Raw genomic sequence first — 25,234 nt, 5'->3', positions numbered from 1 at the left:
CGTGGCTGCGCGCCACGGCGGCGGAGAGGGCCTTCTCACCCCAGGGCGGCCACCTTGTCCCGGTACCCCCGCACCGGTGCCGCGTCCTTGTACGGCTCCAGCCTGCGTTCGAAGTCGCGGACGTACTCGATCGCGCGTACCGAGCGCATCTCGGCGGCCTGGCCCGCGGCCTCCGCGCCGAGCTGGCAGGCCTGGTCGAGTTCGCCGAGGCCGAGGCGGGCGGAGGCGAGGACGACGCTGCAGAAGAGGCGACTGCGGGCGTAGCCGGGGGCGCGCAGCTGGAGGGAGCGTTCGGCGTGCTGGGCGGCCGCGCGGAACTGCTGGAGGTCGCGGTGGCAGTGCCCGAACTCGTCGGCGAGCTGTGCCTCGTCGTAGAAGCGCCCCCAGTACGGCACCTCGTCGCCGGGCCGGGCCGCCTCGAGGGCGCGCTCGGCCCGTACGAGTGAGGCGGTGCAGGCCCGCACCTCGCCGAGCACGCCGTGCCCGCGCGCCTCGGCGGCGTGCAGCAGCGCCTGGACGGCGGGCGGGGCGTTGGTGCCGACGCCCTGCTGGGCCACGCGCGCGAGCTGGACGGCCTCGCGCCCGTGCCCGAGGTAGACGGCCTGGCGGCTCATGGTGACCAGGACGTAGGAGCCGTACGCCCGGTCCCCCGCGGCCTGGGCGAGCCGCAGGGCCTGGACGAAGTAGCGCTGGGCGAGGCCGTGCGCGGCGATGTCGAACGACGTCCAGCCGGCGAGCCGGGTGAGGTCGGCGGCGGCCCCGAACAGGCGGCGGCCGGTCTGCTCGCCGTAGATGCCGCGCAGCATCGGCTCGCACTCGTGCTCCAGATAGCGCACGAGGGCCTGGCGGGCGTGGCCGCCGCCGTAGGCGTTGTCGAGGGTGCGGAACAGCTCGCCGACCGAGCGCAGCGCCGCGATGTCGCCGCCGGTGACCTTCTGGCCGGGGCCGCGCTCGGCCTGGCCGCGCTGCCGGGGCAGGGCGGGTGCCCCCTGCTCGGGCACGGCCGGGAGCCGGGGCGCGGGCCGGCCCTGGGCGGGCACCCGGGCGGGCGCCTCGCCTCGGGCCACCCTCTCGTCGGCCCGCCCGATCAGCCAGTCGCGGCTGGGGACGACCAGTCCTGCCGGAGTGAACGCGATCTTGCGCAGCTCGGCGTGGCTGCCGGAGTCCTTGCGCCACAGCCCGCTGACGATGTCGATGGCCTCCTCGGGGGTGGCGGCGAACTCCAGTCCCGCGTAGACGGGGGCGCAGGCGTCCAGGCCGAGGTCCTGGGCGGTGAGGCGGCGGCCGAGGCGGCGGGTGAAGACCTCGGCGATGAGGGCGGGGGTGGTGCCGCGGGGCTGTTGTCCGCGCAGCCATCGGGTGACGGACGTCTTGTCGTATCTCAGGTCCAGCCCGTGTTCGAGACCGAGCTGATCGACCCGACGGGCCAGACCCGCGTTGGAGAACCCCGCTTCTGCGATGAGCGCGGCGAGCTGGCGGTTGGGGGTGCGCTGCGCGGGTCGTTCCGTCATGGTGCGGTGCGGTCTCCTGCCTTCCGGGCTCTGAAGTGCCCGGATTGCCTGTGAGCAGCCCTTATGGCCTCGTGAACGGCGCGAATGTAGCTGAGCGTAAGCAGTCGATCGCACACTTCGACGTTCATTCATCCGATCGTGTGAGGATTGGCCGCGACGCTGACGTGCGAGGGCCGGACGTACAGTGGCTTGGGCGCGCTACGTGCCTGATACACCCGTCGCGAGGGAGGCGCTTGCCGTGAGTGAGGTGCGGTTCGTCCGCATGGGGTTCGGAGCGGACGCCGTCGAGTACCGGGAGGCGTGGGACGAACAGCGCCGGGTGCACGCGGCGCGGTTCGCCGACGAGATCCCCGACACCGTCCTGCTCCTCGAACACCCCCCGGTCTACACGGCCGGCCGGCGCACCGCCGACAACGAGCGCCCCCTGGACGGCACCCCGGTCGTCGACGTGGACCGCGGCGGCAAGATCACCTGGCACGGCCCGGGCCAGCTGGTGGGCTACCCCATCCAGAAGCTCCCGCGCCCGGTGGACGTGGTCGCGCATCTGCGCCGCCTGGAGGAGGCGATGATCCGGGTCTGCGCGGAGTTCGGCGTCGAGACCAGCCGGGTCGAGGGACGGGCGGGCGTCTGGGTCCTGGGCGACCCGGTGGAACAGCGCCCCGCCCTGGGCGGACTCTCCCTCGACTTCGACCCCCGGCTGGCGGACGAGGAGTTCGACCCCCGCCTCAACGGGCCGGAGTACGCCCCCTCCAACGCCGGCCAGCGCCGCGAGGACCGCAAGATCTGCGCCATGGGCGTGCGGGTCGCCAAGGGCGTCACCATGCACGGCTTCGCGCTGAACGTGAACCCGGACACATCCAACTTCGACAAGATCATCCCCTGTGGCATCCGCGACGCCGGCGTCACCTCGCTGGCATACGAGCTGGGCCGCGACCTCACGATCGACGAGGTACTGCCGGTCGCCGAGCGCCATCTGACGGACGTACTCGGGAACGCCGACCTGAAGCCGCGGGTCATCGAGGAGACACCGGCACCACTCAGCCCGTCCGGCGCTTGAGGACGAGGCCGTTCAGGCCGGAGCGGGGGCCTGGGGGCGGCAGCCGCCAGCGGGGCCGACACCCGCACCGGGTTTCGAATCAACGGGCGTACGCTTAAGGCCGCCGAAGAATCAATCGCTAGGGAGCCGGTCGTGTCCGCAGTCGCACCCGACGGACGCAAGATGCTGCGCCTGGAGGTCCGTAACAGCCAGACCCCCATCGAGCGCAAGCCCGAGTGGATCAAGACCCGGGCGAAAATGGGTCCCGAGTACACGAAGATGCAGAGCCTCGTGAAGAGCGAGGGGCTGCACACGGTCTGCCAGGAAGCCGGCTGCCCGAACATCTACGAGTGCTGGGAGGACCGCGAGGCGACCTTCCTCATCGGCGGCGACCAGTGCACCCGGCGCTGCGACTTCTGCCAGATCGACACCGGCAAGCCCGAGGCGCTCGACCGCGACGAGCCGCGCCGCGTGGGCGAGTCCGTGGTCACCATGGATCTCAACTACGCCACCATCACCGGCGTCGCCCGCGACGACCTGGAGGACGGCGGCGCCTGGCTGTACGCCGAGACGGTCCGCCAGATCCACCAGCAGACCGCGGACCGTGAGGCCGGCCGTACCAAGGTCGAGCTGCTGGCCCCCGACTTCAACGCCGTCCCCGAGCAGCTGGCGGAGGTCTTCTCCTCCCGGCCCGAGGTCTTCGCGCACAACGTCGAGACGGTCCCCCGGATCTTCAAGCGGATCCGCCCCGGCTTCCGCTACGAGCGCTCCCTGAAGGTCATCACCGAGGCCCGCGACTTCGGCCTGGTCACCAAGTCCAACCTGATCCTCGGCATGGGCGAGACCCGCGAGGAGGTCAGCGAGGCGCTGAAGCAGCTGCACGAAGCCGGCTGCGAGCTGGTCACCATCACGCAGTACCTGCGCCCCTCCGTGCGCCACCACCCCGTGGAGCGCTGGGTCAAGCCGCACGAGTTCGTGGAGCTGAAGGAGGAGGCCGAGCAGATCGGCTTCTCCGGCGTGATGTCCGGTCCGCTGGTCCGCTCCTCGTACCGCGCCGGCCGCCTGTACGGGATGGCGGTCGAGCAGCGTCAGTCCGCCGCTCCGCAGCGGGGCGGTTCGTTCACCGCCGCGCAGGCCGTGTGACCTGCCCGACAGAGCGTCACCCGCCCTGCCCAAAGAGACGTGTGGCAAGCGTGTGAATTGGCGCACAAGTCCCTACTAGCCAGTAGTGTCCGATTCGATGCGGTCCCGACCGTCCTCGCAGATGAGGGCGTCCGCCAGGGCCGCATCGGGCGTTCAGAGCTGTCAAATCAAGGCTTCATGGGTGTTTGACCGGTCGGTCATGCCCTGGTAACACCAATCAGTGACGCTGGACTCACACCACGTACACCCGTCCCAGGGCCAGACCGAGGGGGACCACCACCATGCAGGCCGCGCCCGTTCGCGCCACCGCGATCCCGTCATTCACCACCGCACTGCGTGCCGTCGAGTCGCTGCTCCTGAGCAGCGGCCAGCGCACGGCCCGCCGCAACGCCTGGACCTCCGTCCTGGAGGACCGCCGTCGCGCCAAGGACAGGGTCGAGGCGCAGCGCGTCCTCGATCAGGTCCAGCTGCTCGACGTCCGCCCCTGAACCCTCCTTCCACCCACCCCGCGGGCACTGCCGTCGTCGGCACTTGTGGGGCCACGTAGACTTCGTGGCATGGCGCGGAAGGACACGGCAGCGGACGCTGCGAACCCCGGGCGACTCAAGCAGATCGCTCTGACCTACAAGATGACCCGCAAGGCCGACAAGAAGATCGGTCTTGTACTCGCGGCTGTCGGAATCGTCACCTTCGGTGCCTTCCTCGCGATCGGTTTCTTGATCGGTCACCCCATCTATCTCGGCATCCTGGGCCTCCTGCTCGCCGTCCTCGCGATGGCGATCGTGTTCGGGCGCAGGGCCGAGCGGGCCGCCTTCGGGCAGATGGAGGGACAGCCCGGTGCGGCCGCGGCCGTCCTCGACAACATCGGCCGAGGCTGGACGACGACGCCCGCGGTGGCGATGAACCGCAGCCAGGACGTGGTGCACCGGGCCGTCGGCAAGGCCGGCATCGTGCTGGTCGCCGAGGGCAACCCGAACCGGGTGAAGTCGCTCCTGGCCTCCGAGAAGAAGAAGATGGCCCGCATCGTCGCGGACGTGCCGGTGCACGACGTGATCGTCGGCACGGGCGACGGCCAGGTCCCGCTGAAGAAGGTGCGCACGACCCTGCTGAAGTTCCCGCGCGTGCTGACCGGCCCGCAGGTGACGGTCACCAACGACCGGCTGCGCGCGATGGGCGACCTGATGAGCAACATGCCGCTGCCGAAGGGGCCGATGCCGAAGGGCATGCGCCTGCCGAAGGGCGGGCCGAGGGCGCGCTGACGCCCCGCGTGACACAAGGAGGGCGCCCGGATCATTCCGGGCGCCCTCTTCATGTCGTACGGCGCTTCTCGTCGTACGGCGCTTCTCCTCGCAGGCGCTAGATGCGCACTTCCACCGTCCGCGCCAGCCGGTCGTGCAGGCCCCGGCCGTCGCGGTCCCAGATCAGGGGCGGGATGGCGAGGAAGAGCAGTACCGTGCGCAGCAGGGCACGCAGCGGGTTGACCTGGCCGGTGTCGAGTGCGACCACCCGCAGGCCGAAGAGCCGCTTGCCCGGCGTGAACCCGAGTGTGCCGACAGTAAGAACCATCAGCACGAAGAGGATGATCGGCGCCCAGACCTGAGCCGCGTCGTTGTAGCTTTGCGTGATCAGGCCGTATGCGATCAAGAGGCACAGGCCCCAGTCCACGGCCAGGGCGCCGAGCCGTCGGCCGGGACGGGCGATCGAACCCGGTCCCTCCTCCGGCAGACCGAGCTGCTCGCCCCGGTATCCGAAGTCGGCACCGGCCTCTTCCGCGGCCGCGCGGGGCCCGGAAAGCCACGATCCGATTGCTTGCCTGTTGTCCACCCGTCCAAGGTACTGCGCCCTTATATGCCCCTGGGAAGGCGGGGTGCCCTGGGGCTACGGTGGAACAAAGCCGGTTAACTTCTGCGAAACAAATGAGTCACGCCCGAGAAACCACCCGTCCCTAGGGTCGGGGTCAGCGTGTGCCACCGCACTGGCCGCACGAACGAACTACCACCCCGGCACGGGAACGGCCGGGAGTAGGAGGAGCTGGATGTTCCAGAACGCCGACGAGGCCAAGAAGTTCATCGCGGACGAGGACGTCAAGTTCATCGACGTCCGCTTCTGCGACCTGCCGGGCGTCATGCAGCACTTCACGCTGCCGGCGGAGGCCTTCGACCCGGACGAGGAACTGGCCTTCGACGGCTCCTCCATCCGCGGCTTCCAGGCCATTCACGAGTCCGACATGGCGCTTCGGGCCGACCTGTCCACCGCGCGTGTCGACCCGTTCCGCCGCGACAAGACGGTCAACATCAACTTCTTCATCCACGACCCGATCACGGGCGAGCAGTACTCCCGTGACCCGCGCAACGTGGCCAAGAAGGCCGAGGCCTACCTCGCCTCCACAGGGATCGCGGACACCGCGTACTTCGGTCCCGAGGCCGAGTTCTACGTCTTCGACTCCGTCCGCTTCGCGACCGGCGCGAACGAGTCCTTCTACCACATCGACTCCGAGGCCGGCGCCTGGAACACGGGTGCGCTGGAGAACAACCGCGGCTACAAGGTCCGCTACAAGGGCGGCTACTTCCCGACCCCGCCGGTCGACCACTTCGCCGACCTGCGTGCCGAGATCTCCCTGGAGCTGGCCAACTCCGGTCTCCAGGTCGAGCGCCAGCACCACGAGGTGGGCACCGCCGGCCAGGCCGAGATCAACTACAAGTTCAACACGCTGCTCGCCGCCGCCGACGACCTCCAGCTCTTCAAGTACATCGTGAAGAACGTGGCCTGGCGCAACGGCAAGACCGCGACCTTCATGCCGAAGCCGATCTTCGGTGACAACGGCTCGGGCATGCACGTCCACCAGTCCCTGTGGAGCAACGGCGACCCGCTGTTCTACGACGAGGCCGGTTACGCGGGCCTGTCGGACACCGCCCGCTACTACATCGGCGGCATCCTCAAGCACGCCCCGTCGCTCCTCGCCTTCACCAACCCGACGGTGAACTCGTACCACCGTCTGGTCCCGGGCTTCGAGGCGCCGATCAACCTGGTGTACTCGCAGCGCAACCGCTCCGCGGCCATGCGTATCCCGATCACCGGCTCGAACCCGAAGGCCAAGCGCGTCGAGTTCCGTGCGCCCGACTCCTCCGGCAACCCGTACCTGGCGTTCTCCGCGCTGCTGCTCGCGGGCCTGGACGGCATCAAGAACAAGATCGAGCCGGCCGAGCCGATCGACAAGGACCTCTACGAGCTGGCTCCCGAGGAGCACGCGAGCGTGGCGCAGGTCCCGACCTCGCTCCCGGCCGTCCTCGACTCGCTCGAGCGCGACCACGAGTTCCTGCTCGCGGGCGACGTCTTCACGTCCGACCTGATCGAGACGTGGATCGACTTCAAGCGCGCGAACGAGATCGCCCCGCTGCAGCTGCGTCCGCACCCGCACGAGTTCGAGCTCTACTTCGACGTGTGATATCGCCCCAGGTCAGAGCGGGTTTCCGCTCCCCTGGGCCGTGTGTGGGCCGTCGGCCGTGCTCTCCCTCCACTGGAAGGGCACGGCCGACGGCCTGTTTCGGGCCCGCACTGTGGTCGAGAGCTACGGCCGCGCCGGCGCTCAGTTCAGGGCATCGGCCTCGCCGGGGCCGATAACCGCATCTGGTACGCCGAACGCGGCGTCGATGGCCCTTCGGGCACGGTCCCGGCTGTTCGGCATGAGGTGCGTGTACGTCCGGAGCGTGAATCCCGGGTCGGAGTGACCGAGGTACTCGGCCAGGGCCTTGATGTTCTCCCCCGAGTCCAGCAGCACCGAGGCGTAGTAGTGCCGCAAGGCGTGCATGCCGTGCTCACGCGACGGCTTGAACCGCTCTCCTGGCACCCGTTCCGGAATGACGCCGGCAGCAATCAGGGCGGGCTTCCACAGGTACATGTTGAAGTAGTTCCTGTTCAGCGCCTTACGCTCCCGTGAGTAGAACAGCAACTTCGCTGTGACCGGCGGGCCGTCCGGGGTCTTCCACGGCAAAGTGACGTCGATAGGGGGCCGACGAGTGATATGCGCGGCCAGTGCATCCGACACCACGTCAGGCAGCGGCACATCTCGCAGCTTGCCGCCCTTGGGCGGGGCGAAGACCATCTGCGGGCCGACCAGCTTGATCTGTCGCACGACGTGCACCGCTCCCCCGACGAAGTCGACTTCGTCGACGGCAAGCCCGAAAATCTCGCCCTGCCGCAGGCCGCACCCAGCGCCGATGTCGACAACCGTCGCGTACTGGCTCGGAAGTCCGCCCCGGACGGCGACCACCCGGTCACGCGTCCACGGCTTGATCTTCCGCCGGTCCAGCTTGGGCGCCCGCACAGAGCCTGCGCGGCAGGGGTTCCGGGCCAGAATGCCGTCGTCCACGGCGGCACCGAACACTGCCGAGACGTTCGCGAAGACCGTTCGCTGATACGACGCTGCCATCCCAGAGTCTGCGAGGGCCCGTGCCCACGTGCGGATATGGGCGGGCTGGAACGCGCTCAGGGAGCGAGAACCGATGTAGGGGAAGGCGTGCAGCCGGAACCTCAGCTCCATGTTCACGATGGTGGAAGGGTCCGTGGTCTGGGATGCCAGCCACTGAGTGGCGAACTCCTTGAAGGTGACCTTGCCGGAGGATGGGTCAACGTACTGACCACGGGTCATGTCAGCCGCGATCTGAGTCAGCCAGGCTTCCGCAAGTCGTTTCTGCTTATCCGGGAACGACTTGCTGCGTTCGGTCCCATCCGGCGCGACGTAGCGGGCCCGGTAGCGCAAGCCCGTCCCGTATCGGTCGGTCTTTGCCCTGATCGTCTTGCCATTGGATGCCGTCTCGGTCTTGTACCAACGGTCTTGGATGTGGCCAGCCATACGGCGGCGGTCCTCTCGACATGCAGCAGGGAGAGCCATCCACGGCGGCTCTCCCTGCTGACTTGGGGGTGGTTGGCTACGCGGCGCCCTGGCAGGCGCTCTTACGCTGGCTGACGTAGGCGCGCACGTCCGCCGGGTCGTAGCGGAGGTGCTTTCCGATCCGGAAGCCCGGCGGTCCGGTGCGCTTCCTGCGCCACTGGTAGACGGTGTCGAGCGGCACGCCGAACATGCCTGCGATGTCGTCGGGGGTGAGGTACCGGTCGGGGAGGCCGCCTCGGAGAGTGGCGCGGGGGTCGGGGTCTGTCGGCTTTGCCATAGGGACTCCAAGCGGGGGGCGTGGCCGTGTGTGTCCGAGGTGCGGATTTCTGCGTCATCGCGTCATCTGTGTCATTCGCGGCCCTGACCTGCGGGTTTGCGTGACGCGAGGGGTGCGGGGGGTGCGTCACCCGTGACACAGGCTTCCGTCACAGGTGACGCGGGTGACGCGGAATGACGCAGCCTCCGCCCGTCTGCGTCACCGTTGTATCGGCAGGTCACGGACCGTTTAGCGTCCGTGGGTGACGCAGGTGACGCAGCGTCTCTTTCCTTCGGACAAAAGAGGGGGTGTCTGTTGTGGTGCGCGGCTCAGAGAATGAAGAACGAGCCGCTTCGCGGCGCGACCATCACAGGGCGGCGGTCGCCGCCGAACAGCAAGAAGAGCACGCCGGGCCGGGTGCTCTTCTTGCCTGTACGGGTGGTCGTGGTTGCGGCGGTCAGAACGCCGGTTCCTGCGCGTGCGGGGACGGCATGGCCGGGGGGCGGGTCATTTCGATGTAGCGGGCCGCGCTGGTGCGGCCCCAGTCGATGAGGACACCCCGGGCCGCGAGGGTGGGCTGAAGGCGCTTAAGGCGGTCTGAGAGCACCTTGCCGGTGGTCGGCCACCCTTTAGGCAGGGGACGGAAGTCCTCGCCCGCGTAGAGGCCCGTGAGGCAGTGCAGCCACTCAGCGGACGTCATCCGCTGCTCCGCCCCCGCTTCGAGACCGGCGGCGTGCTTCAGCACGGTCTGTGCCAACAGGTCGCCCTCGATGACGTCGTCGTTGAGGTCGTCCAGGCTGGCCCGGTAGGCGCCCAGCGCTCCGAGACCGGTCGCCGCGTCGAGCTGCGCGCACAGGTGCGCGAAGTCGGCCATGCGCAGGTCGGTCGGGATGTCCGCCTCGGCCGCCCGTACCTGGACGGTGAGGTCGAGGAGGGAGCCGAGGATGACGGGGAGGGCTTGCGCGTACTCCGCCCACAGTTCTGCCTCGGTGCGCCGGGTGCGGGGGCGTTCCAGTCGCAGGGGCAGGAGGCGTTCGGCGAGGTCGGGCCGGATGACGCCCACGTCGATGCCGGTCAGCAGCAACGGGCGGCGGTAGCGGGCCCGGACCACGTCGCCGTCGGTGTACAGGGCGCGTTTGACGGTCTCGGCGCCGGTGACGATGCAGCACATCGCATCAGAGAGGTCCGGGGCGAGGTGGGACAGGTTGTCCAGGGCGGTGACCCATCCGGCGGCCACAGCTGCGATCAGGTTCTCCTCGTCCTTGGGTGCGCGGCGCAGGTCGCCGCTCATCCCTTCGATGATCCGTACGAGCATCCGTCCGCCGGTGGACTTCCCCGCGCCCTGCGGTCCGGTGAGGAACGGGGCGGGGACCGGCACGGACGGCCCGAGACAGCCGATGAGCCAGGCGATGGCCAGGCACTCGGTCTCGGCGTTGGCGAAGTTGCACAGCCGGAGAAGAGCGTCGATGCCCTTGCCGTTGGTGTCCTTGACGGGCAGGGGCAGTTCCCCGGTGAGCTGGGTGCGCCGCCAGCAGACTTCGCGCGGGTCGGGGGTGAGGATGTCCCAGCCGGTGGGGTGGATCCGGACGGAGCGTCCGTCGTCGCGGCCCAGGTCCAGCCACGTCGCACCGTCGAATCCCGGTGCGACGCGGATGTGGACCGGTTGTACGTCCTGGCTCATCGCGAGTGCTTCGATCAAGTCGAGTGCCTCTTTCAGGGCGGTGCTGTTGAACACGCCCAGCCCGTCACGGAAGAGACCGACCATGAGTTCCTGCCGGTGACTGCCCGAGGTGCCCTGAGAGCGGATCGGACGGGCCACGGGGTGGCCGTTCTTCTGCGCGTAGACAGTGCCGTCAGCGGTGCGGAAGTACTGGAAGTGGGCTTGCGCGTAGTCGGCGATGACCTCGCGGGCGGGGGTCTTGTCGTCGTCGGACACGGTCACAGTCCCAACGTGGTGCGGGCGTTGGTCCACGCGTCGGTGCAGTGCCGCGGGGATTCGCCCTTGGTCTGCGCGGCGGTGAACAGTCGCGTGATGTGGGTGTCGGTGAGGCAACCGCACCGGCCGTGCGTGGACAGCACGGCGAGGAACGTGCGGTACACCGTGGCGTGGACCGCACTACGGGCCTCGGTGATGCGCTGCTCGGCCATGGCGATGCCGCGGTCCAGATAGGCGGGCGTGCGGTGAGGACACTCCCCGCCCCCGGACCCTGCAGGTACGGCGATGGCGTCCGACGCCGGCCGGACCGGGGAGGCTTCCTTCACGGCCAGCGCGCGGACGATGTCTGGCAGGGCCGTCATGGTTCCGGTGCCGGGACCGAGGTAGCGGGCGTAGGCCATGGTCGACTTGATGTCGACGCCGGGCCGGACCGCGTTGTGTGACGACATGGTGCCCCGGTAGATCCAGTGCTCACCCCGCGTCGTCGGCACGGTCCGCGTGGCGGGCAGAGCAATGCGTGCCCAGTCGACGGCCGCCGCGTTGTCCAGGTCCACCACGGTGAGCCCTGCGGCACCGGGGTGGTAGGCCACGGCGGCGGCCCGCCGCCATGCGGCCGTCCACGCCGCGGAGGTGAGAACGGCCGGGTCGGTGGTGGCAGCGGCCCAGGCGTGGCAGACGCCCGGGCAGTGGCAGGGGCCGGGGTTCTTCATGTTCGGCCGTCCGCCGCATGCGTTGCCCTTGCAGGCGGGGCAGTTGCCGAACGGCCCCTTCCCTGCTCGCAGCGGCAGTACGGGCACGGCGTGCGCGGACAGCGAGAGGGCGGTGTCCAGCAGACAGGGGCCGGGTGCTCGCCGGATGGGGGTGAGTTGGGTCATGCTGGGAGACCTCCACAGGTCTGTAGATGGCAGGTGGACAAGGGCGGCCCCGGATCTTTGGCGAGACGAGGGGGCCGCCCTTGGCGTAGCTAGTGGTCGGTGCCGGTGTAGTGGGCGATGTAGCCGGGGCAGTAGGAGTCGGGGCAGTCACAGCCGCCGCACTCGTTGCAGATGTCGCCGGAGCACTCGTCGCACATCTCGTGGCCGGGACAGCCGTAGTCGGCGCACTCGTCGCAGTACTGCTCGTTCTCGTCGAACACTCAGGGGTCCTTTCCTGGTCAGCCGTTGAAGCGGTTGCGCTTGAAGACGGCCTTGCGGATGTGGAAGGTGTTGCCGCCGCTCCCCTCGCGGTGGCCGAACACCTGCACCGCGATCCATCCACCGAAGATCACGGCGGCGAGGGTGACGAGCTGGGTGATGAGCGCGGTCAGCGCGGTGATGAACGTGGTCAGCAGCAGCAGGCCCCCGCACACCGCGAGAACCCCCACGCCCCCGAGGGCGACGTTCAACGCCGCGCGGGAGACGGCCGGCTTGTGCGCGGCCGGTTCGGGCTGCGCGGCGGGTATGGCGTAGCCGGTGACGACGCGACCGTCCGGCAGGACGACGCTCGCCACCGCCGGAACGGTGCCCGGCTGCACCGCAACGACGGGCGCCGGGCCGGCGACGGCGGGCGGAATAGGGGTCGGCTGGTGGACTTCCACGGCCCGCTGTACGGGCACGTGCGGGGTGTGTTCGGGGTACATGCGGAATCCTTCCCGAGCGTTGGTCAGGGAGGCGGAGACACCCCCTTCGGGGTGCCGTGCGGAGGGGTGTTCGGGGGGTTTGACCTCCATGCCTCCCTGACTCCCTGAACGATCATTCGTGCAGGTCAGGGCCAGGGAGGCGGGGCAGGGAGGCGGTCAGGGAGTTCTCCCTGCCTCCCTGACCCGTCGGGGGTCGGCTCCCTGCCGTTAGTCGGTGGAAGCGGAACCCTCGTTGTCGCGGTTGTCGAGGGCGCGGGCAACGCGGTCGCGGGAGACGACCATGACGCCGTCGGACTTGTACGGCTCGGCGCCGGCGTCGTCCAGGACGCGCTTGAGGTCGATGAACGACCAGCCGCCGTAGGCGTTGGCGTTCAGCGTGGCGAGGCGCGCCAGCACGTCCTTGGTGCGCACCCGTGACGTGGTGCCGATGACGTCGAAGATGTCGATGAGCGGGTCGTGGTCCTCGCCGCGGTCGGTGGCGTGCAGGGTGGTGACGCCGTCGCGCAGGGCCCTGGCCCGGTCGGTGATGGCTTCGGCGGCGTCGTCGTCGATGTAGTGCGTGCGCACGGTGATGGACGACTGTCCGGCGGGGATGGTGATGCCGTCGGAGGCAACGATCAGGGTTCCCCGGTCCAGTCCCGGACGCAGCAGGTTCGGCGCGGCGCCGCCGTCGACGGCCTTGTCCCCGAGGGCCATGCGGGCCTGGGATTCAGTGCCCAGGGCGAGGGAGGCGCGGGTGTGGGCGCCCTCGCGTACGAGCTTGGGAAGGTTCTCGTTGGTGGGGTCCTGGGTGCCCTGCCACATCAGGACGTTGACGGCCCGCCCCTGGTTGTGGATCTTCCGGACGGCCATGAAGTACCGGGAGTTGGCCTTGGACCCGCCATAGGGCCGCTTGTCGGCGTCCTTGGCCGGGCACATGAACGCCACCTGCGCCTCGTCAACGAGCACGATCAGCGGCGGGAACACGGTGCCGGGCGGCGCCTGGATACGGCGGTTCATCTCGTCGACGGCGCCCTCGACCATCTCGGTCACCTGGATCACGTGCTCATCCGTCGGGCCCTGGATCAGGGTGGTGGCGAGCCCGTCGAACATGGCCCAGTCACCCACGCCCTTGAGGTCGCCCATGAGGAACTGCACCGACTTGTCCAGCGACAACCACAGGGCCAGGGAGCGCAGGGCCACGGTCTTGCCCTGGTTCGACAGGCCCGTGATCAGGAGGTGGCGCTGGTAGAGGCTCAGGCTCGCGGCGTCGCCGCGCAGGTCCTGACCCCACGGGGCGCGGCCCTTGGTGTAGTCGGCGGTCATCGTGTCGTCGGTGACCAGCGGCGAGGGGCCGATCGGCTCATCCAGCGCCCCCGAGTCCGCGATCCACAGCCGCACCGTGCGGGCGGCCTGGGGGATCGTGATGAACACTTCGTGTTCGTGCCGGGTCAGGTTCTCGGCCAGCTTGCGGCGCTTGTTCTGCACCTCGTTCGTCGACACCCCCGAGGGAAGGGTCACGTCGACCTCGACACCGCATCCGGCGATGGTGATCGGCCCCAGCATGGACGCGCCGGCGTCACCCATCTCCTTGATGGCTCGCGCCAGGGCGGGGACTCCGAGGTCGCGCAGGGCCTTGACCACGATGGACGGCGTGATCGGCTCACCCTCGCCGTTGCGGACGTTCGCCGGGAGTGCCCAGTTCGGGGCGGCCTGCTGCTTGCGGCCGACCGACCACAGGGCGAGCAGGGCGAGGAACGGGCCGATCGTGAGCGCCGGACCCCACACGACTTGCACGATCCGGATCAGCAGGCCGATGAAGTCGATGGTCGCAGTCAGCGGGGTGATGACGTCGCCGACGTGGCCGGTGTTGAGGGCCATGACGATGCCGAGGGCGACCAGGACACCCACGCTCATGCCCGCGCCGACGGCCACGCCCTTGGCGGCCTCTACGGGCGAGTGCAGCAGGTCCATGCGGCGGTGATGGCGGGCCGCGCGGAAGCGCTGCAGCCGCTCCTCCCACTCCTCGGCCGCTTCCAGGTTCCCCGCGGCTTCAGCCGCCCGGATCATCCGCTCATAGCGGGACCCGGTACGGCCGTCCCAGGCACGGCGGGCCACGATCCGCCCGCCGTTGAACGTGTAGGACCCGTGCCGGGCGACCGCCCGGACCGTCGCCCTGGTCGTCTCGTGCGTGACGGCGGTCTTCACCGCGCGTCCGGAGCGCACCCACAGGGGCACGGGCCGGACCGGCGGCGCGTCCGGCACCACGGTCAGGACCGTGGGGGCTGTGTCGGGGGTCGGGGGGGCGGTGGCCTTGTGGAGGTGGACGACGTTCTCAGACATGCTGGGAGTTCTCCTGACTGCCCCTTCGGGGGCGGGAGTAAGCGGGAGGGCCGGGGTGGCCGGGTCCGTGGAAAGAGCGGTCACCCCGGCGTGATGGCTGGTCAGAACCAGCCGGACGACTTCTTGGCGGCCTTGTCGCGGGCGGCCTCGGTGATGAGGCGCTGACGCTCGCCGTGCAGGGCGGTCAGCTCCGCGGTCAGCCGCATCTCGGCGGCCGATCCGATGGAGTCCATCCGGTCCTCGGCGCCGGACGTGCTGCGGCCCCGGTGGACGCTGCGGGCGCCACTGGCCATCGCACGGGTCATCGCGAGCCGTTCACGGCTGGTCAACGGCCACCACTCGCCACGCCGCACGGCTTCCAGCTTCTTCGTCGTCGCCCTGATCTCGCGGTCCAGACGGCGGATGTCGGAGTTGCCCATCAGGTACTCCCTTCGGACCCGAGCGGGTCGGGGTAGGCGCAGGGCACGCAGGTGCCGAGCGAGGTGGGGATGACGTATCCGGCGTCACGCTGGCAGGCGGGGCAGATGCGGCGGGCGGCGTTCGCTGCGGCGAGCGCCGCCCACCGGCCCGGGGTCATCGGCCGGACCGGCTTGGCGAGGTCGACGCGGTACAGGTAGGCGACCAGTGGCCCCCGGCGGCGGCGGGGGCGTTCGAGCTGCGCGGCTACGCCCTGACCGCCCGGGCGCAGGCCGCGCGCCCTGAGTTGGCGGCGGGTGGCATAGCCGTCCGGGGCCAGGTGCCACCGGAACACCGGCAGCGCCCCCATCAGGCGACCACCCGCTTCCAGGCGGCCCGCAACCGCACCTCGGACGCGGAGTGACCGGCCGCACGGAAGCGGGCGGACATCTCCCGGTACGACAGGGCAGGCGTCTCGCTGTGACGGATCTCGTCGACCAGCGCGTCCAGCGCCTCATCCGTGAGCGGGGGCCCCGACTCCAGCGCGGGAACGGGCTGAGTGGGACCCCACACCGGCAGCTCCCACGGGGGTGTGACGCCGGGTGTGACGCGGGTCGTCACGCTGGTCAGGGCCCTGCCGGTGTCCTCGCCGTCCCGTGCCGTCTCCAGCGTCGACCACGCCCCGGCGAGGGTGGCGGCGGTCCTTGCCTGCACGCGTGCGACGCGCGCTCCGGCGGCCGTGACAGCCGTCAGCCGTGTCTCCTCCGTGCGCGCCTCGGCGAGCAGCCTCGCGCGGGCCACGGCCGCCTCGTCGCGGGCTTCCTGCTGAATCCCGCGGATCGCTCCGAGGGCGCCCGGGGTGAGCGCGGTGCGCTCCCACAGCCCGTGCACCAGCCACAAGGCTTTGGCCGCGACCGGCAGCCACGCCACGGCCAGCCATGCACCGGCCGACTCCTCAGCCGTGAGGGCGTGGGCGACCAGGACGCCCGTGGCGACCGCCCCGAACGCCCAGCCGACGGCGGTCACCGCGTGACTGTGGTCGCCCTGCGCCGACAGGCGGCGTTCGTAGGCGAGGGTGGCGAGCCATCCGCCGTCGATGCCGAGACCGACGACCAGGGCGACCGGCCACGGCATCGCACCTCCCAGCCACATCACGACCACGGCGAGGGTGAGCACCATGGACACCGCCGTCATCGCCACGGCGGGCAGAACCGTCTTGGCGTTCACGCCGCACCCCCGTCCACCGCGGGCACGTCGGTGTAGCCGTGCAGGTGCACCTCGGCACCCGCGTAGTCGGTCGACGCCTTCAGCACCTGCGTGACGCCGTCGCTCTGCACCTGGTGGGTCACCTGCTCCGGCGGCACGGCCAGGGCCTCCCGCCACGCCTCGAACACGTCCAGCCCCTCGTGGAAGCGCAGGGTCAGCCGGTCGGGGTAGATGCGGGACAGGTCGACGTCCGGGGCGGGCAGGTGCCCGAAGTCAGCGGCCAGCAGCCGCAGCACGCGCAGCGGCGCGGCCAGATCGTCCAGCGTCAGCAGCTCGTTCACGCCGCACCCCACAGGGTGAGGACGGCGGCCAGAATGAGCAGGGCCCCGCCGGCGCAGGTCAGGTCGACCGCACGGCGCAGGCCGGTGAACTTGGCCACCGCGAGCCGGGACAGTCCGGCGATGTCGGCGGCCAGGTCCCGGGCGACAGCCTCGCCGATCTCCTGCGCTGTGAGCGTGGCCCACAGCGGGAAGCCGTGCCGACCGCGCAGGTTCGGCCGCACCGACCGCAGCAGCAGACCAGCCGCGGCGACCAGCACCGCCATACCGAGACCGCCCACCACGTAGGCGGGCACGTTCATCGGCAGGTCACGCGCGACCGTCCAGGCGCCGGCGAGCACCGCACCGACGAACGCCAGCAGCAACCCGGTCTTGGTGTCCGTCCGCACGATCTCCGCCTTGACCTCGGCGTGCGCGGCCGTCAGGTTCCGCTCGGTGGCACTCATGCGGCACCACCCGGCAGCATCACTTCGGCGGTGCGGTTGGCCAGGTCCCGCCGCGCGGCGAGGACCCGGTGGCGGGCCCGACGGATCCGGCGGGCGTCGACCTCGTTCGCGGGGCGGTCGAGGGTCTTGATCTGCGCGTCCAACAGGTCGACCTCCGCCAGGATCAGCGGAGACTCCAGCTCGATCGCGTCCAGTTCCGCGAACGTCGGCTCGCGGTCCAACTCGTCGGCGGTAACAGCGTCCTGAACAGTGACGATGTGTTTCATGGGTCGTGGTCTCCCTAGCAGGTGAAACGGCCCGAACAGCGCCCCGGGGTTGCCGCCCCGGGGCGCGCGCCGTTGATGGGAAGGGCCGCAGGTGTGCGGCGGTGAGATGAGGTGGTGCCTTGTCTCCTTCGGGAGCGCGCTCCCGTTTCCAGGCATATGGAGACGTTGGCCTTTCGGCCTAGCCATCCGGTTGACCAGGGATCCGGTTCCCTCGGCCCGCTCTGTCCCGGGCCCCTTGACCTCGAATGCGCCCTGAATCAAGGCGCATTGAGGTCCGGCACCCGCTGTTCGGCGAACCGACCGGCGGGCACATCCCTAAGGTTCCCTAGGGTTCCCTGCGGTGTCAAGCGGTAAGCTAGGGAACCTCAGGGAAGTGACGACAAGGAGCGGACGAAATGGCAGGCCAGGCCGACAATCGGGCGCCGTACGCGAGGATCGCCGCCCACTACACGAAGCTGATTACGTCTGGTCAGCTACAGCCAGGGACCCTCTTGCCGAGCATCAAGAACCTCTCGGAAGAGTGGAAGGTGAGTACGGCGACAGCCGAGAAAGCCCTTCGCAAGCTGCGCAACGAAGGGCTCGTCCGTGGCATCCACGGCATCGGTACCGAAGTGCTGGACCAGCCAGCCCCGATGTCGTCCGGGGCGCAGCGGCAGGACCGAGGACGCCGTACCGGGTCTAGCTGGGGTGCAGGCGAGCGCTCCGACTCGCATCAGGCGGCAGTGGTGCCCGCGCCCGACGAAGTGGCGCAAGCGCTGGACATTCAGCCTGGCTCAGACGTGGTGCGCCGTAGCCGCGTGTACCGCGACCGGCACGGCATCGTCGCTCACAGCACGTCGTGGATTCCCGCGCGGTACGGGAAGCTGATCCCGCAGCTTGCAGGGAGCGAGCGACTGACGGGGGGAACCTCGCTCCAGCTCATCGCCCAGGCGACCGGCCACCCCATCAGCCACCGCATCGACACCGCCTCAGCCCACCTCCTGACGCCGGAGTACGCCCGACTCTTGGAACTGGACGCTGACAACCCGCCGGCGGACCCAGTGGTCGTGATGACAGCCAAGTTCGTGGACAGCGAGGGCAACATCGTGGAGTACGGCGTGGACCTCGGCGGTCCGGGCAGGACATGGCGGACAGAATCGGAGGTGACCCCGTGACGGTCGCGGACGACACACTCGTCAGCGTGCTCGAAGACCGCCTAGAAGCACTGCTTTCGGCCCGGAGGGCTGGCACAATCACGCCCGAAGCTGAAGCGGAGGTGGCCGCCATCTCCCGAACCATAAGGGGACCGATGCCCCCAAACCCGCCGTTCTGCGTCCTTATGGCTGGGCTCCCCGGCTCCGGCAAAACGACTCTTTCCCGCGCGCTCACCGCCCGTGGGTTCATACGCCTGTGCCCGGACGAAGAGATGTTCCGCCGGCACGGCGTCTATGGCGTGGACTTCCCGCGGGGCGTCTTCCCCACCCTTGAGCGGCCCGTGCTCGAAGACGTGGCGGCCGACCTCCGGGAGCAACTCAAGGCCGGGCACGATGTCGTCGTTGATCACGGCTTTTGGACCCCGGAGGACCGGGCAAAATGGGACGCGATCGCCACCGACGGCGGCGCGGCTACTGTGCTCGTCTACCTAGCGGCCAGCCATGACGAGCTGTGGACGAGGATCAGCAAGCGCAACGAGTTCCACGCGAACGATCCCAACTCGATCTATTTCTCCGAGAGCGACCTACAGCGGTATCGCAAGCGGTTCGTTCCCCCACAGGTGGATGAACCGCACCTGTTGTACGACGGTGACCCAGCGACCGTGATCGCAGCTCTAGAAGCTGTTCGGGGAGAGCACGAGAGAGGCGTACAGCAGCGACGGGCGCGCGGCAGCGAGGCACTCGGTCACCCCGGCCCGGATTCCTCCCTCGATGAGAATTGAAGCGCATTGAGGGACCTCAGCAAGGCGGCAAATCGAAGTTAGGTACTCAAAATGAACCTTTCAGCGGAAAGGCGGATTACATCCTTCGTGTCGACGTTGTACAGAACGTAGCTTCGGTCATCATTCCCCAAATAGATCAGGCGCCCACGCGGCACCGGCGCCTGGCTAGCCTCAGCGATTGGGGATACCCGCTTCACTGGAGTCGCATGCAAGTCAAGTACAACCATATCGGCAAATCTAACGGGCTCCACCCGATACCCCTTTACCGCCTCCTGAGCGCGCTCGTCAACCACAGGCGAGACAATAAGGAAGCTTACCGTTAGGATCACAAACGAGACAATGAACGTTGACAACCCGAAAAAAGTTCTTCGCTCGCGCTCGTTTCCACTAGGGTCGCCTCCCCTACCTTCATCCGGCATCACAAATGGCACGGGTTTAAACATGAAGCCGTACAGCAAGTAAATGATGCCACCAGAGGGAGCGACAACCACAACAATGAAGCCCCATGACCGCAGTAGCGTATCTGAATACTCTACCCCCATGGCGGCAGCACTAAGGTGAAATACACGATAAAAGTGGTCGTACATTTCCGACAGTGCGACAAACAGGAAGAGCCCTGAGATGCTCACAAAGATGGCGAAATGATCGAGTGCGCGTAGCCAGTCTGAGGCACTGCGCGTCTCAGCATGGCTCGCACTTTCACGAGCAGCCGTAGTAGGAGACGCCGGGCGGCGAGATCTCCTCCGCTTCCTGGACTTGCGGCTCACAGGAGGCTACATACCCCCATCAGAAGCAACCGGCAGTGACAAATGCCAGACCGTCACCCACTCGCCAGCTCAGATACCTCCCCGGGGGCCAAACCAAGCAGCCGCACGAAGACTGCCCTGGACAGGACAGTGCCGTGAACGAAAGCGGCGCGCCAGGGCAACTCTGTCCGGCCGTCTCACCAGCCGACAGCAGCAGCCCGAGCGGGCTCGGATCGAACTTCCTAAGGCGGTGCCCATCCGCCCGCCACCGATGTCTGCGCAGACCGTATCGCCTTCACTTCGCCTACCCCACATGTCGCCAGGAGTATGCGGTACAGGCAAGCCGCAGGTGCGTGAGAGGTGAACTGGACCGTTGTGAATCTCCCGGTGGTGAGCGGTTGCTGGGCCGTCCCTGGGCCGTCCGAGGTTGGTCAAGGACCATCAACAACGACAGACGACGACTGCGTTCCTGCTCGTCAGAGCGACTGTGCGGAGAAGGCTCCAAGGTAGCCGCGCCACAACATCACTTCTTCGACGTGTGATCCGCGTGTGAGCGACGCGTGATCGACGCGTGAGGCGTCCGGCGCCCCCGATTCCTGTTTCTCAGGGCGGGGGCGCCGTCGTATTGTGCGTGCCACAACTGTTCGAGAGAGGCAACGGGGATGTCCGAACGGGACGACGACGAGCGCGAGTTCGACCTCAGATGGGCGGACGACGCCCAGCACAAGGAGCCCTCGGCGCGGGCGCGGATGCTCGCCGCGCGGTGGAAGGAGAACCCGCCGCAGCCACAGCCCTTCCGCGCCGACCCCGGCCCGGTGGCGCCGCGCAGGTCGTCGTGGATCTCGACCACCGTGGTGCTCGGCTGTGTCGTCGCGGTGATCCTGCTGCTGGGGTACGCCAACTTCCGCGCGCCGTACTGACCGGCATGCGCGTCGACATCAGGTACGGGGAGGCGGCGGCCGTACGTCTCGCCGAGGGCGCGACCGTGGGGCAGGTGATCGACACCTCGGATCCGGCGGCCTGGACCGCCCTGGACGCCGGTGTACGCATGGTCACCTGGTACGTACACAGAGACCTCCACGACCTGCCGAACTGGGCCAGGACCGAGAGCGGGCAGTCGCTGACCGTGGCCCTGCGTCGCCCCGAGCGGCTCACCGAGGCGGGGCTCGCGATCGCCCTGTGCCACCGGGACGGCCGGATCCGGCTGAGCGCGCTGGAGCAGGTCACCCGGTACCCCGCGCTGCTGCCCCTCGTCGTCGTCCGATGCGCCGACTGGGCCCCGCCGGTGCGTGAGCGCGCCCGGGAGCGGCTGGCCGAGGTGCTGGATATCGAGGGTGCGATCCGGCTCACCCCGCTGATCCTGTGCCTCGGACGCCGGGACCGAGGGGACTTCGCCGCCCGCCTGACCGCCGAGATTCTGGGCCGGGAGCCCGCCGAGCGGCTTACTCCCTTGTTCGCCCACTCCGAGCGCTCCGTACGCCGGTTCGTGTACGGGCTCGCCACCGAGGGGCGGCTCCTCTCCCCCGCCGAGCTGGCCGACGCCGCCGCCCGGGACCACGACACCGTCGTGCAGCGCCTGTGCGCCGAGGCCGCCTTGGCCGCCGTACGGGAAAGCGGCTCGTACGACGACGTACTGACGACGCTGCTCGGTGCACGCAATCCGCAGGTGAGGTCGGCCGGGGTGACCGCGCTGCGGCGGGCGGGGCACCCGGAGCGGGCTGAGCCCTTCCTCGCCGACCGGTCAGCGCTGGTGCGGGCCTGTGCGCGGTATGTCGTACGGCAAGGCGGGGGTGATCCGCTGCCGTGGTATCGGCGTCGATGTGCCGACCCCGGCGACCCGGGGCTGCCTCCCGGCGCGGCCCTTGGGCTGGCGGAGTGCGGGGAGCGGGCGGACGCCGAGCTGCTGTGGCCGCTGCTCGGGCACCCAGAGGCGGGGGTGCGGGCGCGGGCGGTGGCCGGGCTACGCACCCTGGATGTCACGGACATGGCGCGGTTGCGGCCGCTGCTCGACGACCCGGCGCCCGGCGTCGTGCGCGAGACGACCGTGGCGCTACTCCCCTCGGCGCGGTCGCTGGACGCCGCGTGGTTGACGCAACGACTGGCGGCGGAGTGGCCCCGGCATGTGCGGGTGGCAGCGTTCCGGCTGCTGGACATGCACGAGGGGCTGGTGCGGCTGCGGTCCGCGGTCGCGCTCGTCGACGACAAGGACGCCAAGCTGCGGGACTGGGCCCGGCAGTCCGTGCAGGGGTGGCACCCCACGGCGGACGTGCCGAGCGGGACGCCGGAGGTGGGCGAGCTGCTGGACCGGGGGCGGCATCTGTTCAGCGAGTACGTGCTGAACCGGCGCAAGTGGGAAGCGGGCATCCGGGCCTGAGCCTTTGCTGGTCCTAGGGCTGATCGGAACCGCTTCATGGGCGGGGCGGGTGCAGACTGGGCAGTGGGACGGGTGCCTGACTGCGGGGTGGTGGTGCAGATGCGGAGCCGCTTCCAGAGCGACCGGCGACTGACCGTGCGGATGACGGTCACGCTGTTTCTGCTCGGACTGCTGTACGTGGCGTTCGTCGCCGCGTTGATCGTGTTGCTGAAGTCGTGGGTGCTGGCGGTCGTGGTCGTGGCGGGGATGCTCGGCGCCCAGTACTGGTTCTCCGACCGGATCGCGCTGTTCGCGATGCGCGGGCGGGTCGTGGAGCGTGAGGAGTATCCGGAGCTGCACGCGGTGGTCGACCGGCTGTGCGCGATCGCGGACATGCCCAGGCCGGTGGTCGCCGTGTCGGAGATGGACATGCCGAACGCGTTCGCGACCGGGCGCAATCCCGACCACGCCGTGGTCTGCGTGACGACCGGGCTGCTGCGCCGGCTGGAGCCGGCGGAGCTGGAGGGCGTGCTCGCGCACGAGCTGTCGCACGTGGCGCACAAGGACGTCGCCGTGATCACGATCGCGTCGTTCCTCGGCGTGCTCGCGGGACTGATCGTGCGGTTCGCCCTCTACTCGGGGCTGTTCGGTGGGGGCCGCAGGGACCAGAACACCGCCGCCGTGTTGGCCGCGGTGATGGCGGTGTCGGCGGCCGTGTACGCGATCAGCTTCCTGCTCATCCGGGCCCTGTCCCGGTACCGGGAGCTGGCGGCGGACCGTGCGGCGGCGCATCTGACCGGCCGCCCCTCGGCGCTGGCGTCCGCGCTCACCAAGGTCTCCGGCGACATCGCCCGCATCCCCACGAAGGACCTGCGCACGGCCCAGGCCTTCAACGCCTTCTACTTCACCCCGGCGCTGGGCTCCGAACCCGGTGTCGCGAAGCTCTTCTCCACCCACCCGAGCCTGGAGCAGCGCCTCGACCAGCTGGGCCGGATCTCGGCCGAACTGGGCGAGGCGGCGGCTCCCGGGAAGGCGGGCTGAGCATGGGGTTGCTCGACATCCTGCTCGGTCGTACGAAGCCGGTCGTGCCCGACCTCGACCAGCTGTTCGCGCTGCCGTCGGCGGCGGTGACGCTGGAGGCGGCGGCCGGATTCACCCCGACCGGGCAGGGCGCGGTGTGCTTCGCCACGGTCGAGGGCGCCGCCTTCGAGCAGACGCACCGCGAGGTCCAGGCCCTGCTCGACGCCGACGCCGACCGCACGGGTCCGCCGGTGGAGCTGACGCAGGACGACTACGGCTACTCCTGGCTGGTCTCGCGCCGTGCTCCCGACGAGCTGTCGCTGCTGGTCAACGACCTGCACGCGGTGAACAGCTCGATGGAGGTCAACGGCTTCGGCCCGCAGCTGCTGTGCTCGCTGGCCGGCTTCCGGGACGAAGGCGGGCGCCGGCTGGCGCTGGTGTACCTCTACAAGAGAGCCGCCTACTACCCGTTCGCGCCGCTGCCCGGGGCCGAGCAGCGGCGCGACAACGCGCTGGAACTCCAGGTGAGGGCCGCTCTAGCGAACGACCTGCGGATCGAGCAGGACCTCGGCCGGTGGTTCCCGGTGTGGGGCGCCCCCGGTCTGTGAGGTCACGACCGAGGACGCCCGAGGCCGGGGTCACTCCCGGTCTCACCTGCTCTTCTCGCGCTCCTGACGGCGGGTCTCGAAGGGGTGCTCGCGGCGGTAGCGGCGCTCCCACTTGGCCTGCGTGTCCCGGCGCCGACGGTATGCCTCGTACGTCGTCGGGGCGGTCCCCGGCGCGGACGTCGGGGACGTAGGGGCCGAGCTGTGCCCGTACCGCACGTACAGGAAGAGCACGGCGACGGCGGCGAGCCAGTAGACGGGGTTTCCGAAGCCCAGGACGACGAGGACGACGGTCCCGGACAGAATGACGGTACCCATGACGAACCTCCTTCCGCGGGCGTGGGCCGGGTGGGTGAGTGGTGGCGGACGGTGCCGCCGTGCGGGGAGTGGCCTGCTCCGCATCGCCTCTCCAGCGTAGGGAGGCGCTCACACGGAGTGCATCTCCTTTTCCGGCGTACGCCGTGAACCACCGTGAGTGAATGGGGAGATGACCTCAGTCTCCGGCTCAGTCTCCGGCTCCATTCACGCCCCCTTCGCCCATGACCACGACGGTGAGCGCCTCAGCGGCGTGTACGGCGACGGGGGTGGTTCGGGAGCGGCCACCGCGGTGCTGCTGCACGGCGCGGGCAACGGCAGCAAGGAGCGGCTGCTGCCGCTGCTCGACGAGTTCGCGGCGCGCGGCTGCCGCACCCTCGCTTTCGACTTCTCCGGGCACGGCGAAAGCACCGGCATGCTCCGGGAGTTGAGCCTGCGGCGGCGCTTCGAGCAGGCCATGGCCGTGATCGACGCGCAGGTCCCGGCGGACGGGCCGCTGGTCCTGGTCGGGTTCAGCATGAGCGGCCAGACGGTGGCGGACCTCGCCGGACACTACAGGCAGCGGGTGACAGCCCTCGGGCTGTGTGCTCCGGCGGTGTACGCGGCCGAGGCGTGGGACGTGCCGTTCGGCGACGGCGACGGCCGCTTCAGCGCCGTCATCCGCAGGCCCGACAGCTGGCGTGCGGCTCCGGCGCTGGACGCGCTGCGGGCGTACGCAGGCCGGGCGGTGCTCGCGGTACCGGGCACGGACGCGGTGATCCCGCCGGCCGTGACGGAGGCGGTCGGGGCCGCACTCGCCACCCGCGCGCGGTTCACCCGCCTCGAACTGCCCGACGCCGAGCACAGGTTGGGTCTGTGGTTCCAGCAACACGCGGAAGATCGGCGGGAGTTCGTGACGGCGGTACTGAGCTGAGC

The 25,234-nt window shown here is 69.6% G+C and carries 28 protein-coding genes and 1 pseudogene; 12 read left to right on the top strand and 17 right to left on the bottom strand.

Features of this window, described 5'->3' with window-relative positions; genetic code table 11:
* Positions 1-35: 35 nt before the first annotated feature.
* Positions 36-1,511 carry a regulator gene (locus tag ACFYWX_RS17290; protein WP_389424868.1) on the bottom strand — a complete coding sequence of 492 codons (1,476 nt, stop codon included), beginning with the start codon at positions 1,509-1,511 and terminating at the stop codon, positions 36-38.
* 238 nt (positions 1,512-1,749) lie between these two features.
* On the opposite strand from ACFYWX_RS17290, the gene lipB reads away from it, so the two are divergent.
* The 4 genes from lipB to ACFYWX_RS17270 all read left to right on the top strand — a co-directional run bounded on the left by lipB (position 1,750) and on the right by ACFYWX_RS17270 (position 4,949).
* Complete coding sequence (lipB, locus tag ACFYWX_RS17285) at positions 1,750-2,568, top strand: lipoyl(octanoyl) transferase LipB (protein ID WP_389424867.1); 819 nt, start codon at positions 1,750-1,752, stop codon at positions 2,566-2,568.
* A 132-nt stretch (positions 2,569-2,700) separates the two neighbouring features.
* Positions 2,701-3,690, top strand: coding sequence for a lipoyl synthase (lipA, locus tag ACFYWX_RS17280; RefSeq protein ID WP_389424866.1), 990 nt, complete (start codon positions 2,701-2,703; stop codon positions 3,688-3,690).
* Between the two features lie 281 nt (positions 3,691-3,971).
* On the top strand, positions 3,972-4,178 hold the full coding sequence (locus ACFYWX_RS17275; protein ID WP_389424865.1) for a hypothetical protein: 207 nt from the start codon (positions 3,972-3,974) through the stop codon (positions 4,176-4,178).
* Between the two features lie 69 nt (positions 4,179-4,247).
* Positions 4,248-4,949, top strand: coding sequence for a DUF4191 domain-containing protein (locus tag ACFYWX_RS17270; RefSeq protein WP_389424864.1), 702 nt, complete (start codon positions 4,248-4,250; stop codon positions 4,947-4,949).
* Between the two features lie 97 nt (positions 4,950-5,046).
* Here the strand turns inward: ACFYWX_RS17270 and ACFYWX_RS17265 are convergent, their stop codons facing one another.
* A complete protein-coding gene (locus ACFYWX_RS17265; RefSeq protein WP_389424863.1) occupies positions 5,047-5,514 on the bottom strand; it encodes an RDD family protein in 468 nt (155 codons plus the stop codon).
* Positions 5,515-5,725: 211 nt separating this feature from the next.
* On the opposite strand from ACFYWX_RS17265, the gene glnA reads away from it, so the two are divergent.
* A complete protein-coding gene (gene glnA / locus ACFYWX_RS17260; protein WP_389424862.1) occupies positions 5,726-7,135 on the top strand; it encodes a type I glutamate--ammonia ligase in 1,410 nt (469 codons plus the stop codon).
* 141 nt (positions 7,136-7,276) lie between these two features.
* Here glnA and ACFYWX_RS17255 read toward each other — a convergent pair whose 3' ends face one another.
* The 13 genes from ACFYWX_RS17255 to ACFYWX_RS17195 form a co-directional block, all read right to left on the bottom strand.
* The gene (locus ACFYWX_RS17255) at positions 7,277-8,542 is read right to left on the bottom strand and encodes a tyrosine-type recombinase/integrase (RefSeq protein WP_389424861.1); all 1,266 of its coding nucleotides are present in this window, start codon (positions 8,540-8,542) and stop codon (positions 7,277-7,279) included.
* A gap of 76 nt (positions 8,543-8,618) precedes the next feature.
* A complete protein-coding gene (locus ACFYWX_RS17250; protein ID WP_389424860.1) occupies positions 8,619-8,858 on the bottom strand; it encodes a helix-turn-helix transcriptional regulator in 240 nt (79 codons plus the stop codon).
* A gap of 436 nt (positions 8,859-9,294) precedes the next feature.
* Positions 9,295-10,773: an ATP-binding protein gene (locus tag ACFYWX_RS17245; RefSeq protein WP_389424952.1), complete on the bottom strand. Its 1,479-nt coding sequence runs from the start codon at positions 10,771-10,773 to the stop codon at positions 9,295-9,297.
* Between the two features lie 2 nt (positions 10,774-10,775).
* Positions 10,776-11,648 (bottom strand): bifunctional DNA primase/polymerase, encoded by an 873-nt coding sequence (locus tag ACFYWX_RS17240; RefSeq protein ID WP_389424859.1) that lies wholly within the window; start codon positions 11,646-11,648, stop codon positions 10,776-10,778.
* An 89-nt stretch (positions 11,649-11,737) separates the two neighbouring features.
* Positions 11,738-11,908 carry a hypothetical protein gene (locus ACFYWX_RS17235; protein ID WP_389424858.1) on the bottom strand — a complete coding sequence of 57 codons (171 nt, stop codon included), beginning with the start codon at positions 11,906-11,908 and terminating at the stop codon, positions 11,738-11,740.
* An 18-nt stretch (positions 11,909-11,926) separates the two neighbouring features.
* Entirely contained in the window at positions 11,927-12,391 is a 465-nt protein-coding gene (locus ACFYWX_RS17230; RefSeq protein ID WP_389424951.1) for a hypothetical protein, read from the bottom strand.
* A gap of 207 nt (positions 12,392-12,598) precedes the next feature.
* Entirely contained in the window at positions 12,599-14,713 is a 2,115-nt protein-coding gene (locus ACFYWX_RS17225; RefSeq protein ID WP_389424857.1) for an FtsK/SpoIIIE domain-containing protein, read from the bottom strand.
* A 101-nt stretch (positions 14,714-14,814) separates the two neighbouring features.
* Positions 14,815-15,132, bottom strand: coding sequence for a hypothetical protein (locus ACFYWX_RS17220; RefSeq protein ID WP_389424856.1), 318 nt, complete (start codon positions 15,130-15,132; stop codon positions 14,815-14,817).
* Positions 15,132-15,479 (bottom strand): RRQRL motif-containing zinc-binding protein, encoded by a 348-nt coding sequence (locus tag ACFYWX_RS17215; protein WP_389424855.1) that lies wholly within the window; start codon positions 15,477-15,479, stop codon positions 15,132-15,134. Before ACFYWX_RS17215 ends, ACFYWX_RS17220 begins: the two co-directional genes overlap by 1 nt.
* On the bottom strand, positions 15,479-16,336 hold the full coding sequence (locus tag ACFYWX_RS17210; RefSeq protein ID WP_389424854.1) for a protein spdB: 858 nt from the start codon (positions 16,334-16,336) through the stop codon (positions 15,479-15,481). The genes ACFYWX_RS17215 and ACFYWX_RS17210 overlap by 1 nt, the downstream gene beginning before the upstream one ends.
* Entirely contained in the window at positions 16,333-16,656 is a 324-nt protein-coding gene (locus ACFYWX_RS17205) for a hypothetical protein (RefSeq protein ID WP_389424853.1), read from the bottom strand. The genes ACFYWX_RS17210 and ACFYWX_RS17205 overlap by 4 nt, the downstream gene beginning before the upstream one ends.
* A complete protein-coding gene (locus ACFYWX_RS17200; protein ID WP_389424852.1) occupies positions 16,653-17,099 on the bottom strand; it encodes a Pycsar system effector family protein in 447 nt (148 codons plus the stop codon). Before ACFYWX_RS17200 ends, ACFYWX_RS17205 begins: the two co-directional genes overlap by 4 nt.
* Positions 17,096-17,365: a DUF6284 family protein gene (locus ACFYWX_RS17195; RefSeq protein WP_389424851.1), complete on the bottom strand. Its 270-nt coding sequence runs from the start codon at positions 17,363-17,365 to the stop codon at positions 17,096-17,098. Before ACFYWX_RS17195 ends, ACFYWX_RS17200 begins: the two co-directional genes overlap by 4 nt.
* Before the next feature lie 395 nt (positions 17,366-17,760).
* Here ACFYWX_RS17195 and ACFYWX_RS17190 point away from each other — a divergent pair, with 395 nt between their 5' ends.
* Together ACFYWX_RS17190 and ACFYWX_RS17185 are read left to right on the top strand one after the other, a co-directional pair.
* On the top strand, positions 17,761-18,519 hold the full coding sequence (locus ACFYWX_RS17190; RefSeq protein WP_389424850.1) for a GntR family transcriptional regulator: 759 nt from the start codon (positions 17,761-17,763) through the stop codon (positions 18,517-18,519).
* Complete coding sequence (locus tag ACFYWX_RS17185) at positions 18,516-19,280, top strand: AAA family ATPase (RefSeq protein ID WP_389424849.1); 765 nt, start codon at positions 18,516-18,518, stop codon at positions 19,278-19,280. Before ACFYWX_RS17190 ends, ACFYWX_RS17185 begins: the two co-directional genes overlap by 4 nt.
* Before the next feature lie 38 nt (positions 19,281-19,318).
* Here ACFYWX_RS17185 and ACFYWX_RS17180 read toward each other — a convergent pair whose 3' ends face one another.
* Complete coding sequence (locus ACFYWX_RS17180) at positions 19,319-19,909, bottom strand: hypothetical protein (RefSeq protein WP_389424848.1); 591 nt, start codon at positions 19,907-19,909, stop codon at positions 19,319-19,321.
* Between the two features lie 779 nt (positions 19,910-20,688).
* Here ACFYWX_RS17180 and ACFYWX_RS17175 point away from each other — a divergent pair.
* The 4 genes from ACFYWX_RS17175 (at position 20,689) to ACFYWX_RS17160 (ending at position 24,007) form a co-directional block, all read left to right on the top strand.
* On the top strand, positions 20,689-20,946 hold the full coding sequence (locus ACFYWX_RS17175) for a hypothetical protein (protein WP_389424847.1): 258 nt from the start codon (positions 20,689-20,691) through the stop codon (positions 20,944-20,946).
* 5 nt (positions 20,947-20,951) lie between these two features.
* Positions 20,952-22,400, top strand: coding sequence for a hypothetical protein (locus ACFYWX_RS17170; RefSeq protein ID WP_389424846.1), 1,449 nt, complete (start codon positions 20,952-20,954; stop codon positions 22,398-22,400).
* Positions 22,401-22,499: 99 nt separating this feature from the next.
* Positions 22,500-23,420: a zinc metalloprotease HtpX gene (gene htpX, locus ACFYWX_RS17165; protein WP_389424845.1), complete on the top strand. Its 921-nt coding sequence runs from the start codon at positions 22,500-22,502 to the stop codon at positions 23,418-23,420.
* A 2-nt stretch (positions 23,421-23,422) separates the two neighbouring features.
* Positions 23,423-24,007 carry a hypothetical protein gene (locus ACFYWX_RS17160; protein WP_389424844.1) on the top strand — a complete coding sequence of 195 codons (585 nt, stop codon included), beginning with the start codon at positions 23,423-23,425 and terminating at the stop codon, positions 24,005-24,007.
* 42 nt (positions 24,008-24,049) lie between these two features.
* Here ACFYWX_RS17160 and ACFYWX_RS17155 read toward each other — a convergent pair whose 3' ends face one another.
* Entirely contained in the window at positions 24,050-24,322 is a 273-nt protein-coding gene (locus ACFYWX_RS17155) for a hypothetical protein (RefSeq protein WP_389424843.1), read from the bottom strand.
* 169 nt (positions 24,323-24,491) lie between these two features.
* On the opposite strand from ACFYWX_RS17155, the pseudogene ACFYWX_RS17150 reads away from it, so the two are divergent.
* A pseudogene (locus ACFYWX_RS17150) lies at positions 24,492-25,229 on the top strand (alpha/beta hydrolase); the annotation flags it as partial.
* Positions 25,230-25,234: the final 5 nt, after the last annotated feature.

Source organism: Streptomyces sp. NPDC002888 (assembly GCF_042888465.1).
Classification (GTDB): domain Bacteria; phylum Actinomycetota; class Actinomycetes; order Streptomycetales; family Streptomycetaceae; genus Streptomyces.
This window is presented reverse-complemented; position numbering and strand designations above follow the sequence as displayed.

Excerpts from the sequence above, each read along its gene's own strand:
- ACFYWX_RS17230 (WP_389424951.1), bottom strand. The coding sequence starts at position 12,391 with ATGTACCCCGAACACACCCCGCACGTGCCCGTACAGCGGGCCGTGGAA.
- ACFYWX_RS17290 (WP_389424868.1), bottom strand. The coding sequence starts at position 1,511 with ATGACGGAACGACCCGCGCAGCGCACCCCCAACCGCCAGCTCGCCGCG.
- ACFYWX_RS17215 (WP_389424855.1), bottom strand. The coding sequence starts at position 15,479 with ATGGGGGCGCTGCCGGTGTTCCGGTGGCACCTGGCCCCGGACGGCTAT.
- ACFYWX_RS17275 (WP_389424865.1), top strand. The coding sequence starts at position 3,972 with ATGCAGGCCGCGCCCGTTCGCGCCACCGCGATCCCGTCATTCACCACC.
- ACFYWX_RS17225 (WP_389424857.1), bottom strand. The coding sequence starts at position 14,713 with ATGTCTGAGAACGTCGTCCACCTCCACAAGGCCACCGCCCCCCCGACC.
- ACFYWX_RS17160 (WP_389424844.1), top strand. The coding sequence starts at position 23,423 with ATGGGGTTGCTCGACATCCTGCTCGGTCGTACGAAGCCGGTCGTGCCC.
- htpX (WP_389424845.1), top strand. The coding sequence starts at position 22,500 with ATGCGGAGCCGCTTCCAGAGCGACCGGCGACTGACCGTGCGGATGACG.
- ACFYWX_RS17255 (WP_389424861.1), bottom strand. The coding sequence starts at position 8,542 with ATGGCTGGCCACATCCAAGACCGTTGGTACAAGACCGAGACGGCATCC.
- ACFYWX_RS17200 (WP_389424852.1), bottom strand. The coding sequence starts at position 17,099 with ATGAGTGCCACCGAGCGGAACCTGACGGCCGCGCACGCCGAGGTCAAG.
- glnA (WP_389424862.1), top strand. The coding sequence starts at position 5,726 with ATGTTCCAGAACGCCGACGAGGCCAAGAAGTTCATCGCGGACGAGGAC.
- ACFYWX_RS17250 (WP_389424860.1), bottom strand. The coding sequence starts at position 8,858 with ATGGCAAAGCCGACAGACCCCGACCCCCGCGCCACTCTCCGAGGCGGC.
- ACFYWX_RS17170 (WP_389424846.1), top strand. The coding sequence starts at position 20,952 with ATGCGCGTCGACATCAGGTACGGGGAGGCGGCGGCCGTACGTCTCGCC.
- ACFYWX_RS17195 (WP_389424851.1), bottom strand. The coding sequence starts at position 17,365 with ATGAAACACATCGTCACTGTTCAGGACGCTGTTACCGCCGACGAGTTG.
- ACFYWX_RS17190 (WP_389424850.1), top strand. The coding sequence starts at position 17,761 with ATGGCAGGCCAGGCCGACAATCGGGCGCCGTACGCGAGGATCGCCGCC.
- ACFYWX_RS17155 (WP_389424843.1), bottom strand. The coding sequence starts at position 24,322 with ATGGGTACCGTCATTCTGTCCGGGACCGTCGTCCTCGTCGTCCTGGGC.
- ACFYWX_RS17270 (WP_389424864.1), top strand. The coding sequence starts at position 4,248 with ATGGCGCGGAAGGACACGGCAGCGGACGCTGCGAACCCCGGGCGACTC.
- ACFYWX_RS17175 (WP_389424847.1), top strand. The coding sequence starts at position 20,689 with ATGTCCGAACGGGACGACGACGAGCGCGAGTTCGACCTCAGATGGGCG.
- ACFYWX_RS17240 (WP_389424859.1), bottom strand. The coding sequence starts at position 11,648 with ATGACCCAACTCACCCCCATCCGGCGAGCACCCGGCCCCTGTCTGCTG.
- ACFYWX_RS17220 (WP_389424856.1), bottom strand. The coding sequence starts at position 15,132 with ATGGGCAACTCCGACATCCGCCGTCTGGACCGCGAGATCAGGGCGACG.